At 60.4% G+C, this 14813-nt stretch carries 12 protein-coding genes; all 12 read left to right on the plus strand.

Annotation, left to right across the window (positions count from 1 at the left end):
* Nucleotides 1–88 precede the first annotated feature (88 nt).
* The 12 genes from GTH33_RS04045 (at nucleotide 89) to GTH33_RS04100 (ending at nucleotide 14363) form a co-directional block, all read left to right on the plus strand.
* Nucleotides 89–1696, plus strand: coding sequence for a type I restriction-modification system subunit M (locus tag GTH33_RS04045; protein WP_212592679.1), 1608 nt, complete (start codon nucleotides 89–91; stop codon nucleotides 1694–1696).
* Nucleotides 1686–2885, plus strand: coding sequence for a restriction endonuclease subunit S (locus GTH33_RS04050; RefSeq protein WP_163957203.1), 1200 nt, complete (start codon nucleotides 1686–1688; stop codon nucleotides 2883–2885). The genes GTH33_RS04045 and GTH33_RS04050 overlap by 11 nt, the downstream gene beginning before the upstream one ends.
* Nucleotides 2882–5926 (plus strand): type I restriction endonuclease subunit R, encoded by a 3045-nt coding sequence (locus tag GTH33_RS04055; protein ID WP_163957204.1) that lies wholly within the window; start codon nucleotides 2882–2884, stop codon nucleotides 5924–5926. Before GTH33_RS04050 ends, GTH33_RS04055 begins: the two co-directional genes overlap by 4 nt.
* Complete coding sequence (locus tag GTH33_RS04060) at nucleotides 5926–6657, plus strand: M48 family metallopeptidase (protein WP_163957205.1); 732 nt, start codon at nucleotides 5926–5928, stop codon at nucleotides 6655–6657. The genes GTH33_RS04055 and GTH33_RS04060 overlap by 1 nt, the downstream gene beginning before the upstream one ends.
* A 144-nt stretch (nucleotides 6658–6801) precedes the next feature.
* Nucleotides 6802–7299: a hypothetical protein gene (locus GTH33_RS04065; RefSeq protein WP_163957206.1), complete on the plus strand. Its 498-nt coding sequence runs from the start codon at nucleotides 6802–6804 to the stop codon at nucleotides 7297–7299.
* 89 nt (nucleotides 7300–7388) lie between these two features.
* Entirely contained in the window at nucleotides 7389–8303 is a 915-nt protein-coding gene (locus GTH33_RS04070; protein ID WP_163957207.1) for a DNA N-6-adenine-methyltransferase, read from the plus strand.
* A 508-nt stretch (nucleotides 8304–8811) separates the two neighbouring features.
* Nucleotides 8812–10287 (plus strand): hypothetical protein, encoded by a 1476-nt coding sequence (locus tag GTH33_RS04075; protein ID WP_163957208.1) that lies wholly within the window; start codon nucleotides 8812–8814, stop codon nucleotides 10285–10287.
* A gap of 468 nt (nucleotides 10288–10755) precedes the next feature.
* Complete coding sequence (locus GTH33_RS04080) at nucleotides 10756–11766, plus strand: hypothetical protein (protein ID WP_163957209.1); 1011 nt, start codon at nucleotides 10756–10758, stop codon at nucleotides 11764–11766.
* On the plus strand, nucleotides 11759–12031 hold the full coding sequence (locus GTH33_RS04085; RefSeq protein WP_163957210.1) for a hypothetical protein: 273 nt from the start codon (nucleotides 11759–11761) through the stop codon (nucleotides 12029–12031). The genes GTH33_RS04080 and GTH33_RS04085 overlap by 8 nt, the downstream gene beginning before the upstream one ends.
* Before the next feature lie 189 nt (nucleotides 12032–12220).
* Nucleotides 12221–12421 carry a hypothetical protein gene (locus GTH33_RS04090; protein WP_163957202.1) on the plus strand — a complete coding sequence of 67 codons (201 nt, stop codon included), beginning with the start codon at nucleotides 12221–12223 and terminating at the stop codon, nucleotides 12419–12421.
* 10 nt (nucleotides 12422–12431) lie between these two features.
* On the plus strand, nucleotides 12432–12986 hold the full coding sequence (locus tag GTH33_RS04095) for a recombinase family protein (protein WP_163957201.1): 555 nt from the start codon (nucleotides 12432–12434) through the stop codon (nucleotides 12984–12986).
* Between the two features lie 211 nt (nucleotides 12987–13197).
* Nucleotides 13198–14363, plus strand: a protein-coding gene (locus GTH33_RS04100) for an IS3 family transposase (protein WP_163957038.1) whose coding sequence is annotated in 2 segments (ribosomal slippage) — nucleotides 13198–13459 and nucleotides 13459–14363 — 1167 coding nt in all. Because the reading frame shifts where the segments join, the coding sequence is not laid out codon by codon here.
* The last annotated feature ends 450 nt before the right edge of the window (nucleotides 14364–14813 follow it).

A 14813-nucleotide genomic window follows, 5' to 3' on the forward strand; every position in this document is an offset into this window, starting at 1 on the left:
GCCGTCTCTGAAGTCAAACGCCACCCACTCGGGACGCGGACGATGTCTCACTGATTGTGCCAGATAGGGTTACCCAAACGGGGCTGTGATGGGGATGGTAGAAGAGGTGAACCGCGCTAATCGGCCATCACGACACACAGATTGGCTTCTATCATCTCCCACCCTCGCCTACGGGCGGCGCACCATGGGAGTTGGAATGAAAAAGCTGACACAGACCGAGTTAGAACGGCATCTCTGGGGTGCGGCGGACATCCTCCGTGGGACGGTGGATGCCGGCGATTACAAACAATACATCTTCGGTCTCCTATTCTACAAACGGCTCTGCGACGTATGGGCGGAGGAATATGACGCGCTGCTTGCGGAGACGGGCGATCGTGACGAGGCGGCGGACCCGGACGAGCACCGTTTCCACATACCGCCCGAGCATCGCTGGGAAGCGGTGCGCCAGCAGTCCACGCTGATCGGTCAGCGGCTTAACAACGCGCTGGCCGCTGTCGAAGATGCCAACCTACGGCTGCGCGGCGTGTTCGGATCGGTTGACTTCGCCAATCAGGATCGCTTCTCCGATGCCCTTTTGGAGAAGCTACTCGCCCATTTCGAGAAGCATCGGCTTCGCAACGTCGATGTCCCCGCCGACATGCTCGGCGACGCCTACCTCTACCTCATTAAGATGTTCGCCGAGGGGGCGGGCAAGAAGGGCGGAGAGTTCTACACTCCGCGTTCCATCGTCCGGCTGATGATCGAGATCATCGAGCCGCGCCCCGGCATGTCGGTTTACGATCCCACCTGCGGTTCGGCGGGCATGTTGCTGGAGGCGGTCCAGTATCTGAAAGACCGGGGCGAGAACGCGCGCAGCCTGTCGCTCTACGGGCAGGAGAAGAACTTCGCCACGTGGGGCATCGCCGAGATCAACCTGTTCTTGCACGACGTGGACGACGCCTTCATCGCCAAGGGCGACACGATCCTGTCGCCCAAGCGATATGACCCCAAGGCCCGCGAGTTTGTGGAAGGGATCGGCGCGTATGACCGGGTGCTGGCCAACCCGCCGTTCTCGGAGAAGGTGTGGGGCTACGAGATCTGGCAGAACGGCGATCCGTTCGGGCGCGACGAATATGGTTGCCCGCCCAAGGGCTATGGCGACCTTGCCTTCGTCCAGCACATGCTGGCCAGCCTCAAGGATGGCGGCGTGCTGGCGGTGGTGGTGCCGCACGGCGTGTTGTTCCGTGGTGGGGCCGAGGGCCGCATCAGGGAGGCCATGCTGGCCGCAGACGTGATCGAGGCGGTGGTGGGGCTGGCCCCGAACCTGTTCTACGGAGCGGGCATCCCTGCCGCCCTGCTGATCTGCCACAAGAAGAAGCCCACTGACCGGCGCGGCAAGGTGCTGATCGTCAACGGCGATGCCACCTACACGCCTGGCAAGGCGCAGAACTTTCTGACCGACGACCATATCGCCACACTGGCCGATGCCGTCCACGGATTTGCCGACATCAACAAGCTGGCCCGTTTGGTGCCGGTGGAGGAGATTGCCGCCAACGGCCACAACCTCAACATCAGCCGCTATGTCCAGACCAGCGCGGATGCCGAGGCGGTCGATGTCGCGGCGGAGGTTGCCAAACTGCAAGACCTGATCGCCAAGCGTAACGAGGCGGAAGCCGTAATGTACGGGCACCTCAAGAGGCTTGGCTATGTCGGGTGATGTGCTTGACACTTGGGCCGTCAAAAAGGTTGGAGAGATTGCCTCCATTACGATGGGGCAATCTCCCCCATCATCCACAGTAAGCGACGACGGAGACGGCCTTCCGTTTATCCAAGGAAATGCAGAGTTCGGCGCTCGCTATCCCAAACCTCGACAGTTTGCGGCTGACTGCCCCAAGGTCGTCGAAGGCGGGGACATTCTGTTGAGTGTGCGTGCCCCGGTAGGGGAGGTTAACGTCGCACCGGAGCGGCTCTGCATCGGACGCGGGCTGGCGGGACTGCGCCCTAAGGACGGTGACCATGACTTCCTTTACTATGCACTTGGCGGACTGGCCCCGGTCTTCGAGCGCCTGTCGCAAGGAAGCACCTTCGACGCGATTAATGGCAAGGATTTGCGATCCATCCCCTTGCTTGTCCCCCCGCTCGACGAGCAGCGGCGGATCGCCGAGGTGCTGCGGTCGGTGGATGAGGCACTCGCATTGAACGCTGCGACTGCCAAGCACCTGTGGTCATTACGGGAGCTTGCACTTGCCGAGTTGTTTCTTGCCTCGGGAGGTGAGGAAGCGGAAACGACAGTGCTCGGGCGGTTGCCTGCTGGTTGGCGGGTAGTCGCTGCGGATACCGTGTGCGACGCCGTGATTGACTGCAAGAATAGGACGCCGCCAATGACGGATGAAGGTCCAGCCGTCGTGCGGACGATGAATGTTCGTCGTGGGCGCTTCGTCCGGGTGAACCTTGCTCGCACCGATACGCTGTCATTCGATGAATGGACTAAGCGCGGAAAGCCGCAAGTCGGCGATGTTCTGATTACCCGCGAAGCTCCCATCGGAGAGGTGTGTGCAGTCCCGCACAATGAGCCGGTTTGCCTCGGGCAGCGCATGATGCTGTATCGCCCACGTCAAAGCGATCTGCATTCTGGCTATCTGCTCTACGCGCTCCAGAGCGCCGGAGTTCAGGAGCATCTCATTCGCTTGGCCGGTGGCTCAACGGTTGGGCATGTTCGGGTTGGGGACGTTCGCAACTTGCCGTTGCCCGTGCCGGACATGGAAACGCAGGTAGCAATCGCAACCGCCATGGCGGACATTGATCTTGCGCTCGATCATTCTGAACAGGCCGTTGCAGGTCTCCAATCCTTGAAGGCATCGCTGTCTGCCGACCTTCTGTCCGGTCGCGTGCGGGTGCCCGCGTGAGCGAGTATCGCCTTGCCGAGAAGCCCGCGCTCGATGCGCTGGTGGCGATGGGCTGGCAGGAACTGTCGCCAGCCGACGCCTTGGCGATGCGAGTGGAAGAGAACCGGGTGATCCTCAAGCCCGTGCTAATCGCGGCGCTGCGCGACCTCAACGGCATCGGCGAGGCCGATGCCGAGGCGATCTACGCCGACCTCGCCACCCTGTCCGACAACGAGGACTGGCAGCGCAAGCTGCGCGGTGGCTACTCCCGCCGCCTGACCGGCGAAAACCGCGACAGCCCGATCACACTGATCGACTTCAAGAACCCCGCCCGCAACCAGTTCCACGTCACCCGCCAGTTCCGCGTCGCCGCCCAGCGCCCGCGCATCCCGGATGTGGTGCTGTTCGTGAACGGCATCCCGCTGGTGGTGATCGAGGCCAAGTCGCCGCTGAAAGCCACGGCGCGGGCCGAGGAAGCCTTCGAGCAGATCAAGCAGTATGAGCGCGACATCCCGCGCCTGTTCGCGCCGAACGCCTTCAACATCGTCACCGATGGCATGGCAACGCTCTATGGCGCGACGGGCAGTCCGGCGCAGTTCTATGCCCCGTGGCCGGATGCTTGGCCCCGGACCCGCGCTGACTTCCCGGACGACCTGTCGAAAGACCTGTGGTGTCTGTGTGAGCCGTCGCGCCTGCTCGACCTGCTGGCGCATTTCATCGTGTTCGAGGTGGACCCGGAGACGGGCCGCAAGATCAAGAAGGTCTGCCGCTACCAGCAGTTCCGCGCGGTCAACAAGGCCGTTGAGCGCGTTGCAGCAGGCGAGCACCGCAAGGGCCTGATCTGGCACACGCAGGGCAGCGGCAAGAGCCTGACGATGGTGTTCCTCGCACTCAAGCTGAAAACCCATCTCACGCTCGACGCGCCGAGCCTCACCAACCCGAACATCCTTGTGCTGACCGACCGGATCGACCTCGACAACCAGATCAGCAACACCTTCGTCGCTTGCGGCCTACCCAATCCGGCGCAGTGCGGATCGGTGGCGGCGTTGCGTGAGGCGGTGAACCGGGGCGGCAACGGGCAAATCCTGCTCTCGACCATCTTCAAGTTCGCCGGATCGAAGGAGGCAATCCCCAACTCGGCCAACTGGATCGTGCTGGTGGATGAATGCCACCGCACGCAGGAGAAGGACTTGGGCGCGTTCCTGCAAGCGACGCTGCCCGATGCCCACTTCTATGGCTTCACCGGCACGCCGATCAAATCGACCGACAAGGACACCTACGCCCGGTTCAGCATCGCTGGGGAAGGCTATCTCGACAAGTATGGCATCGACGACGCGGTGCGCGACGGGGCGACGGTGCCGATCCTCTATGAGGGCCGGAAAGCCGACTGGTCGATCAACGAGGCCGAGATCGACATCCTGTTCGACCGCTGGTTCGTCGATCTGCCCGACGACAAGCGCGAGGAACTGAAACGCAAGGGGCTGACGCTGGCGACCATCGCCAAGCACCCCGAACGTATCCGCCTGATCGCCCTCGACATATGGGAGCACTTCAAGCAGGTGTGCCAGCCGGACGGCTTCAAGGCGCAGATTGTGGTGGTGGATCGCGAGGCGGTGATCCTCTACCGCGCCGCGCTTGCCGGGGTGATCGCCGCCGATCTGGTGCGCGGCGGCACGGATGCCGAAGCTGCGCGGTCGCAGGCCGACGAGATGATCGCCTGCGTCTTTTCCAAGAGCCAGGAGGACAACAAGCCCAGCGAGAACGTGGAAGTGCAAGCGCTCCGCGACGGGCTGGAGGCGTTCTATCTCGACGCGGAGGGCGAGAAGGACGTCAAGAAGCGGTTCAAGGCATACGGAGCGCAGCCCAGCTTCCTGATCGTGTGCGACAAGCTGCTTACCGGGTTCGACGCGCCCATCGAGCACGTCATGTATCTCGACAAGCCGTTGAAGGAGCACAACCTGCTCCAAGCCATCGCCCGGACCAACCGCACCTGCTCGATAAAGAAGCCCGATGGCGGCGAGATCGAGAAGCCCAATGGCCGGATCGTCGATTACATCGGCGTCACCACCCATCTCGACGAGGCGCTCAAGTCCTACCGTGCCGACGACGTGGAGAACGCGCTGCGCGACATCGCCGTGCTGGGAAACGACCTCAAGGAAGCCCACGCCCGCTACCGCACGCAGAAGCGCGCGATGGGGCTGGACGGCATGGACGAGAAGGCCGCCGCCTACGCGGCTGCCGCCATCGCCGCCGAGGGCCGCGAGGACGAATGGTTCGATCTCCAGCGCCTCACTCGGACCTTCATCAAAGTCTATGCCGACCTGTCGCCAGATCCCGCCATCCTGGACTTCACCGCCGAGGTGAAGTGGGCGGCAGCGTTCCTGCGCCTCGCCACGCAGGCCATCGCCAAGGACGAGAGCCTCGATCACCGCAGCTATAGCGGCAAGATCAGGGACATGCTGGAAGCGCATGTTCACGTCACCGGCCTGTCCACCACGATCCGGCTGCGCAACCTGACCGATCCCAACTTTGCCGACGACTTCGACACGGACGAGAAGTCCGAAGCCGAGTTGCAGGAGGCGTTCGTGCGCAAGTCCGCCGAGCTTCGCCGCGTTACCCGCGAACTGGTGGACAAGAACCCCGCGCAGTATGGGCGCTTTTCCGAACGGGTGCTGGAAATCATCCGCCGCTTCGAGGCCGGCCAGATCGCTGCCGCCGATGGCTTGGCCAATTTCAAAGGCCTGACCGGCGACATTCAGGCCGAGCAGGGCACGCACGCCGATCTCGGCATGGACGAGAACGCCTTCTCGATCCTACGCATCATGGAGGCCATCGCCCCTGACACCGCGCATGAGACCTTGCAGGCCGCCGCCATCGCCATCGGCGCGATCTATGCCGATGCCGCCGCGACCCAGCCCGCCTTCGCGCACATGGAAGCCTACCTCCGGTCGCTGCGCCAGCAGGTCCGCCGCATCCTAACCGAACATGCCATCGGCGAGACCAAGACCATCCGTGAGAAGGTCGAGGAGTTCGCGGTCAACGCCTACGGCGGCGGGGCCTGATGCCCACGATACAGATTGGCCGGGCCGAGATCGCCTACGAGCTTCGCCGCAGCGCGTGCGTCACGGAGCGTCGAATTACGGTCGCACCCGGACACGTCGAAGTGATGGCTCTCGCCACCGACGGCGACAACGACATCGCGCGCTTTCTCAACCGCAAGCGCGAATGGCTGTTCAATACGATGCGCGACATGGAACGCATCGAAGCCAGCCGCCATGCCGTGCCCCGGTTCATGACCGGTTCGAAGATACCGTATCGTGGCCGCAAAATGCCGCTCACCGTCCGGCGCACCGATGCCGAGAGGATCGAGATCGCTTATCGAAACGGCTTCCAGGTTAACCTGCCCGCGTGGGCGGATGCCGATCCCGATCGGCTCGTCGCCACTGAATTAAAGCTATGGCTTAAGCAGCGCGCCAGACGCGACGTGCGGGCGATCGCTGCGGCCTACGGTCGACGTTTTAATCTAAGCCCTCGCTCCGTTCGCATCACCGAACTCGCGGGCGGCTGGGGCTCCTGCGGGAAAGACGGCAACATCATCATCGACTGGCACCTGATTTTTGCGCCAAAAAAAGTGCTGGAATATGTCGTCGTGCACGAAATGGCGCACCTTCGGCATCGCTCCCACAAGCTTGCCTTTTGGCAGTTGCTCGGAACGCTCATGCCGAATTACATGGAGCCAATGGACTGGCTCGACAGAAATCAGTCAACAATTTCCGCCAATTTCCTGGATTAAGCAGTTTCACCATCGGCGTGGATGTCTGTCGGGGTCGCCGCAATCACCCTTCTGTAGAACTTACGCATTCAAGAAATATCGACTTTAGGATCATCAGCCATCTACGAGACGTGAATCCAATTTTGGGTTTTCGGAGTAGAAGACATGATCACACTCTCTCGAGATTTAAAGAGCTATCTCGAACCAGCGATTGCACATCACTGCACCAATCGCGTCGACGTAGGTTTATTCGCATTTTCTGGATGCGGAAGGAGCAGGCGAGGCATCAAGGAGGTTTTTTCGTACAATGATACGATCGCGATTGCGGCGCTTGTAATAAAGGGCTTTACTATTCGTGACGCAGCCGCATACGTCAGGCAGGGTTTTGTAGCGGCTGCGCCCCATCGCTCCAGTGAAAAATTGGCAGAGTGTGAAAATCAACAACACGAACTTCGTGTTGGCTTCTTTCGGCTTGCTGACGGCGGTATTTGGTCGGTTACGGCTGACATTGACACCAAGGCCACGCCCCCATCACAAATCGAGGGAGATTTCTTTGCGGTCGCGACGCGTGGAGCGACGATCGTAGACGAGGACCCTGTAGATCATGCGCGCCACCTGGTTACCGAGTGTGATGCAAGAGGTCTTGCAGTGCGAGCGACGTGAGGTTGGGCGCGCACCCGCATCCTCGGGTGCGCCTCCCCGCTGAGCACGGCCCCCTTGTCCGTGCAAAATCTGATCCCTACCGGGGTCTTATGTTGCTTCAATATCTGCGGGAAGCTCGCAATCGAAAGGGGCTGACGCGCGAACAGCTTGCGGCGACGATCCAGGTCGATGTTCAGTCGATCAAACGGTTAGAAGTTGGCATCGGAAATGTGCCCACCCTTGTCGCCACGATGGTCGCGTTGGATCTTCACCTTGCTGGCGTCGGTCACGCGGCTTCCCTACCGCAGCAACTCCGAGCGGCACGCATTAGGCGAAAATGGTCTCTACCCGATCTGGGGAAACGGGCGGGGCTTTCGCCTGCCACCATCGCGGCTGTTGAGGGTGGCCAAGGAACTGTTGCCAGCGCCCTGAAGATGCTGCGTGCCCTCGCCCCCGACGCCCGCCCCAGACAACCTTCCACGCGGGCCTTTTGGGCGCTCGACCCTTTAACCGAGCGAGACGTTCGATTCACTCCCCCAGAGTTCCTTGAGCGGGTCTACACCGCTTTTGGTATTCCCGATCTCGACCCATGCGGTCACGCGCAGTCCCCCGTGCTTGCGGGTCGCAAGATCACGCTTGCTGATGGTGGTGATGGTCTCACGGACGATTGGAGCGGCGACTTCGCATATGTAAATCCGCCATTTTCCGGCCTGCTTCGTTGGCTTCGGCGGGCCGAGGACCAAGTTCGTTGTGGAAACGTCCGCAAGGTCGTTGCGCTCGTGCCCGCTCGCCTCGACGCGCCTTATTATCACACGACCCTTCGCCACCATGCCGACATCTGGATCCTGCGAGGGCGACTGTCGTTCGGAACTCTCAGCGGCAAGGGCAACCAAGCTCCATTTGCGCTCATGGTCGTGATGTTTGGGGTAACGGAACATGAGATCGATGCGTTCACCAAGACTGTACCGGGAGCATGGTTTGCACCTCGCCGAGAGCGTCCGGACCACTGGCCATCGATCGCCTAACCCTGCTGGCTTTTGATCATGCAGACCGGCACCGTAAAGGTTGGGATGTCACGTCGCGCTACTATTTCCGGCGGCGCTTCGCGCCTGTTCTATTGTCCTTCTTGGGCGGGAACGAAGTAGGCGGCAGCCAAGCGAGTCGAGGTGATGGCAACGCCATGGCGTCGAACTCGCTTGATGCCTGTGGACCGATCGCAAGAGCGGTTCGCAGTTCATTTCTCATAAGATGATCGTAGGGCGAAGCCGCCCTCAGGCGACTTGCACCCGCCCACGCGTCAGCCGCAATTCGATTGTCACAGCGCCGCTGCGCCCATCGAACCGCGCCATGAGCGCTGAGGCGATGTCGCTCTGACAAACAAATCGACTTCTGATCCGTCCACCAACTACGTCAGTGCTACAGAAAGGATTAGATCGTGATGTCACGCTTTAATCCTATACAGTAGAAGATTGAATAGTGACACAATACGAACAGAGTTACAGTAGCGCCGGCGTGACGCCCCACATTTCACGTGTGCAGACGAGATTCTTTTACGACGCACGCGCCGCAGGGGCAGGTAAGACCTATGCTGAGTGCGATAACATGCTCCGACATTCAGGTTTATACATTTTGGCGGTCGAACTTATTAATGGAATGGCCGAGCGCCTTGCCATGCTTAATGACATCAGTGCGCAGCTTAGTGCGTGCCCAAAGATCGTCGAGATCTCTTCATCCCTCGCAAGCATGATGGAGGCGAAGAGAGGTCCATCGGTAAAGGCGCAGATTGAGGCGCTGTGCGGCACGTATGAAGCGGGGCACGTGATCGCTCTTGTGACCCACGCCGGACTGATGGACGCGGATCTGTCGGGATTTCAAAAATGGAACCTCGTCATCGATGAGGTGCCTTCGGTTTTCGAAAGTAAATCTGTAGCCAGTGCGCTCACATGGCAATGGCTTGGGGACCATTTCCAGATCATCCCAGGTGACAATTTGAACGGGGTCGTTCTTGGAGAAGCCAGCAAGGCGACCACCGCCGATTTTCGCCGCGACAGCCTCGCCACGGCCCTCGCGACATTCCATCGCCGGGTGGCGAGTCCGCAATATGACGTTTTCGCGGATATATGTGCGTGGGATGCTCTGGCAGAGGACCCACGTTGGCGTTGGGCGTCGTTTTGGTCCCCCGCGAAATTAGGATCCTTCCGACGCGTGAAGTTTCTTGCGAACGCATTCGATCGAAGTCTGACGTATGCGGTATTTCGAGCACGGCACCCGGAGTTAGCTTGGCAGCGTGACGAACTTCCCACGACCCGGACGTTTGTCCGGCGATTGATGAAAATCCACTTCTTTGCACGGGCGCATCGTGCGACTCGGGGGCTGTTCAATACGGTCAGGGGAAAGCGAAACCTCGAGGTAATTTCAAAATGGATCGCCCGATCCAGAGGTAGCGATGGACACATTTGGATGTGTAATGAAGCCGACAAAGCATCACTCCCTCGTATGCCCGGCGTAAAGCTTGCTCCCCGGCAAGCGGGCTCCAACCGCTACCAACACGTCGATGCGGTAACGGCTCTCTACACCGCAAAGCCCGAACCTGCTGAGTGCCAGATTCTAGAAGCGTGCGGAATAGATCCCAACACGGCGATCGAAACGCGCGAGTATGAAACAATCTATCAGTTCGTTGGGCGATCTTCCATCCGAGACGCATCGTCCTCACGGGAGGTGCATGTATACGTATACGACAGTGGCCAGGCCAACTATCTCTTCGATATGTTCTCTAATGCTGGATATATCGATGTCGAACTATTGCCGGTGGACCTTGGGTTTATTGACGAAAAATACGATTCGAAGGCGGGCCGACCAAAGTGTGAACTGACCGAGGCAGAAGTGGCCGCAAAAAATGATCTAAAGCGGGCGCAAGCTCGCGAGCGGCAGAGGTTAAAGCGGGCTCGGGACAAAATGGCGCGAGATCATAATGACGAGTATTCTTTAGAGCGAGTGGGTAACACGTAGTTAGCCTAACCGTCGAAGATATAGACTCACGAGTATCCGAAACTCTAATATACGTCTATGAAAAAACCACCACGTCTCAGATGCACTTGCTCAAGTTACATCGTCCAAGCGATGAAGGCTCGTAACCGGGTAGAGAATATTCCAATCTCAGTGGGAGAGATAAGGCAACGTAAGCGGATAGAGCTATTGGACCAGCGCCCCGACCTGACGGATCGGGAAGTCGAACTTCGGATTGACCGGGATATGGCTCGGGGTAGCAAGCCGACCACGAGCACGGCACTTCCCGCCGGAGCCATACCCGTCGAAGTGCGGCAGGCGAGAGACGATGCACGACGTGAGATCGCGAGGCGGCGCAAAGGCCGCAGGTAAACCGCGTTCTTCCGCTTTCCGCAAATCTCGGATATAATACGGTCCATGAAGACAGTCGCACGAGAAGGCCAGCCGCTCCTACGAAGATAGGAGCGCTTTATGAAATCAATTGTATCAGTCCAAGGATGGACGCTAGATATTGCCGTTGAACTCGATCGTCACTCGATGGGGTTCGCGGGTTACTTTTTTCGTGCGAGCGACGAGCGCCGACAGGTCATCGCCGCGTATTTTGCCATGCGCATGCCTCAGGTAGATGTGATGGAAAGCTCGGCTATGACCGAGCATGCCCAATTGCTACTCAAAGCGGACCATCAGCACATTCTCATCGAAGCCTTTGGTAAGGTTCCTGTGGGGCTGCGCCCAGCCCTGGCGCGAGCCGGGGGGCAGCCGCACGAGCCCCGGTTTTACCGCTACCTCCATGACTTGCTGACCAACCCTCCCCACCAGATGCTGGCTTCTGCACTGGGGCAGATCGGCAAGATCGATCTCACGAGGCTGCGCGTGCTCAAGCGCCTTCCCGAAGATCTGGCTTATGGGCGGCTCGCGGTGATCATGCGTGATGTCGATTACGTCACATCTGCGCTCTCCCTCATCGATCTGCTCGTCAGTGCGAACGTTGATCGCGACGCATTGACCGGAGCGCTGGTGAAAGTCGAAAGCCGCTCGCAGTTGAGTGCGTTCTGGCGGCGCTGGGCGCTGAAGACGACATTCCCGAGCCACCCCGTCCCGCCAAGCTCTTTCTACGCGCCGATTCAAGACGGCCACGCGTTGAAGGCGTCGGCTTTGCGCTTTCGGAACTGCTCCGAGCGCTATCTCGCGGCAGTCCTGGAGGGGAAGGCGGCATTTGCCGAGTTTGAACACGTTGATCAGCACGTCGTGGTTCATCTGCTCAATCGCCGAGGAGAATGGATGTTCGAGAGCGCTTATGGGCGACAGAACCGCAACGTGAGTGCAGCGGTCCGATCGGAGGTTCTCGAGTATCTCGCGAGCCACGGAGTCTTCGAGAGGTGCGATCGCCAGAAAGCACCAGGCCGCTGGGAGGCCCTTCGCGATCTTACCAGCCGGGTCGGCTTCTACGACGAGGACGACGAGGAAGACCAGGATGGTTGAATCCATCTGGCCCCGCCGCAACGTGAAAACCCTCGATCCAACCTGGCCAGCGGCTAAATACATCATGACAGACACCCCGGACCAAACAGATGCTTTACCGAAATCGCGCATTTACCGGGCGTCAGCCGCCGACATCGCGCGCCAGTGGATCAAGGGTGATCGTCACGCGAGGGCGAGGATCGACGCGATGCTCGAGTGTCAAAATGAACAAATCCGCCGATGGACGGACGATCTGAACGACGGCGTTCAGTCCAATGAGACTTGAAGGCTGCCGGCTTCGCGCTTCCAAATGAAGCAGTCGTCCCCTCTGCTCGTGTCCGTGTGAGCCCCGTTTGGGTAACCCTATCTGGCACAATCAGTGAGACATCGTCCGCGTCCCGAGTGGGTGGCGTTTGACTTCAGAGACGGCTGGAGCGAGTCTGTCTAAGAAGCAAATGAGACAATGGGGGTATAGATGCTGACGGTAAAGGTTTGGGTTCTGCTGATGATGACGCTGCAAAACCAGGGCACTGGCGCATTCGTCATCGACAACATCTCGACCGAGGTCGAGTGCAGGCGGGTCGGCGAACTTATGACCAACAAGGCCGGAGAAGACTTCCGGGCGCAGAAGTTCCGTTGCGTGGAGGTCGAGAAGACCGTTCCGGCTAAGGGCTAAGGCGGTCGGTATGGGGAAGACGCTGGGTTACGCGAGGGTGAGCACGGACGACCAGGACGTTCAGACCCAGAAGGCCAAGCTGGAAGGCCTTGGTGCTGTGGTCGTGTTCAGCGACATTGGTAATGGATCTTCCCTGGACGGTCGGACCCAGCTTGAGGCGGCAATCCGGCTGCTCGAACCCGGCGATGAACTTCTGGCCCTTCATCCCGACCGTCTCGCTCGTGACACCGGCGATCTGCTCACCATCGGCAAGCGCGTCATCGAGCGTAGTGCAATCCTGCGTATCTATGATCCGGCCATCACGCTGGATGGCACGGACATGATGGCTGAGGTTATGCTGACCATCTTTGGCATGATTGGCATGATGGAGAAGCACTTCATCAAGGCGCGGCAGCGCAGGGGCATCGACGCCGCGAAGGCCCGAGGTGATGTTTACAAGGGCCGGCCCGCCACGATCAGCCAGGACGATGTTCGCCAGCTTCGGGCCGAGGGGTTGGGCGCGACCGAGATCGCCAAGCGCCTCAAGATTGGGCGCGCGTCGGTTTACCGGGCGCTGGCTGCATGAAAACCGTCAAGCAGAGGGGTGAATGCGACTGCGGGGTCGCCTGTGTCGCGATGCTCGCCGATGTAGCTTATGACAAAGCTCTCGAGGCCATCTTCCCCAACGGTAAGAGAGTGGGAAAGACGAAGACGAACGCCCTTCGTGATGCCTGACGTGACCCCCGTTTCTTCATCCACCTGGACCTAGAGACCGGCCCCTCGAAGGGACGGACGGAATGAAGCGGAAGCAGTTTTCGGAAGAGCAGATCATCGGCATCCTGAAGGAGGCCGAGGCGGGTGCGGTGGTGACGGAACTGTGCCGCAAGCACGGCATGTCGAGCGCGACCTACTATGCATGGAAGGCGAAGTTCGGCGGCCTGGAGGTATCTGACGCGAAGCGTCTGAGGTCGCTTGAAGAGGAGAACGCGCGGCTCAAGCGGCTGCTTGCGGACACGATGCTGGACAACGCGGGGTTGAAAGACCTGCTGTCAAAAAAGTGGTGACGCCCGCCGCGAAGCGACAAGCGGTTGCGCATCTCCAGGCGACGTTGGGGATGAGCGAGCGGCGGGCGTGTGCTGTCGTCGGGGCGGACCGCACGAGCATGCGGTATCGCTCGTGCCGGGCAGATGATGGCGACCTTCGGTCGCGTCTGCGCGAGCTGGCGCAGCAGCGCCGACGGTTCGGCTATCGACGGCTGCACATCCTGCTGCGCCGGGACGGCATCACGATCAACCGCAAGAAGACCCAGCGGCTCTACCGTGAGGAAGGGCTGACGGTCAGGCGCCGGAAGGGACGAAGGCGCGCCGGTGGCGCGCGGGCACCTGCGCCGGTGCTGGCGCTCCCCAACCAGCGCTGGAGCCTGGACTTCGTGCACGACCAGCTCGTCACTGGCCGACGGTTCCGCGTGCTCAACATCGTCGACGACGTGACGCGCGAGTGCCTTCGGGCAGTGGTGGACACGTCGATTTCGGGCCGGCGGGTCGTGCGCGAGTTGACCGATCTGATCGCGGAACGTGGCAGGCCAAAGATGATCGTCAGCGACAACGGGACCGAACTGACGTCGAACGCGGTGCTTGCCTGGTCCAGCGACGCGGGCGTCGAGTGGCATTACATCGCGCCGGGCAAGCCGACGCAGAACGGGTTCGTCGAGAGCTTCAACGGTCGCATGCGCGACGAGCTGCTCAACGAGACGCTATTCTTCACGGTTCGCCAGGCCCGCTCGATCCTGGCGCGCTGGGTCGACGACTACAACACCGAGCGGCCGCACTCGTCGCTAGGCTACGCTACCCCGGCTGCGTTCGCTGCCGGGCTCGAACAGCAATGGGCGGGGTTAACCCCGCCCATTGCTTCAACTGCGCTCATGCGCAACAACACCGGTCGGTCTCTGGTCGCAGCTGGATGAAAGACTGGGGTCACGTCAGGCCCTCGTAAAGCTTGGCCGACAGCCTGACGCAGGCCGTCGAAAACCATTCGGCTCAACCGTCTTGGACGACCTTACCGGTGATGCACTCGTCTTCGTCATGCTCAACGATGATGGCGACGAATATCATCACTGGATGGTCTGGGACGCAAAGGCACGAGAGCTACGTGATCCGTATACACGGAAGCTTCCACACCGCCTGCGAGGATATCTTCTCGTCGGATGATTTAGGAGGATATTGGTAAGCCCGCAGCACCCCCATGGGCCGGGCAGCGTCGCTGGAAGATGTCGGAGCCGTTCGAACCATACTCGTGACCACAGCCGTCACAACGTAGAACGTAGGTCATCTGGTTGTGGTCGTTGCCCGACAAGTCCGTCCTGCGAATGACGATCTGGCCATTGCGGTTCCGATAGCCGGTCTCAGTCGTCCCC

It is taken from the genome of Sphingomonas insulae (genome assembly GCF_010450875.1).
Lineage (GTDB): Bacteria > Pseudomonadota > Alphaproteobacteria > Sphingomonadales > Sphingomonadaceae > Sphingomonas > Sphingomonas insulae.

Excerpts from the sequence above, each read along its gene's own strand:
- GTH33_RS04070 (WP_163957207.1), top strand. The coding sequence starts at position 7,389 with ATGTTGCTTCAATATCTGCGGGAAGCTCGCAATCGAAAGGGGCTGACG.
- GTH33_RS04080 (WP_163957209.1), top strand. The coding sequence starts at position 10,756 with ATGAAATCAATTGTATCAGTCCAAGGATGGACGCTAGATATTGCCGTT.
- GTH33_RS04090 (WP_163957202.1), top strand. The coding sequence starts at position 12,221 with ATGCTGACGGTAAAGGTTTGGGTTCTGCTGATGATGACGCTGCAAAAC.
- GTH33_RS04060 (WP_163957205.1), top strand. The coding sequence starts at position 5,926 with ATGCCCACGATACAGATTGGCCGGGCCGAGATCGCCTACGAGCTTCGC.
- GTH33_RS04050 (WP_163957203.1), top strand. The coding sequence starts at position 1,686 with ATGTCGGGTGATGTGCTTGACACTTGGGCCGTCAAAAAGGTTGGAGAG.
- GTH33_RS04085 (WP_163957210.1), top strand. The coding sequence starts at position 11,759 with ATGGTTGAATCCATCTGGCCCCGCCGCAACGTGAAAACCCTCGATCCA.
- GTH33_RS04095 (WP_163957201.1), top strand. The coding sequence starts at position 12,432 with ATGGGGAAGACGCTGGGTTACGCGAGGGTGAGCACGGACGACCAGGAC.
- GTH33_RS04065 (WP_163957206.1), top strand. The coding sequence starts at position 6,802 with ATGATCACACTCTCTCGAGATTTAAAGAGCTATCTCGAACCAGCGATT.
- GTH33_RS04045 (WP_212592679.1), top strand. The coding sequence starts at position 89 with ATGGGGATGGTAGAAGAGGTGAACCGCGCTAATCGGCCATCACGACAC.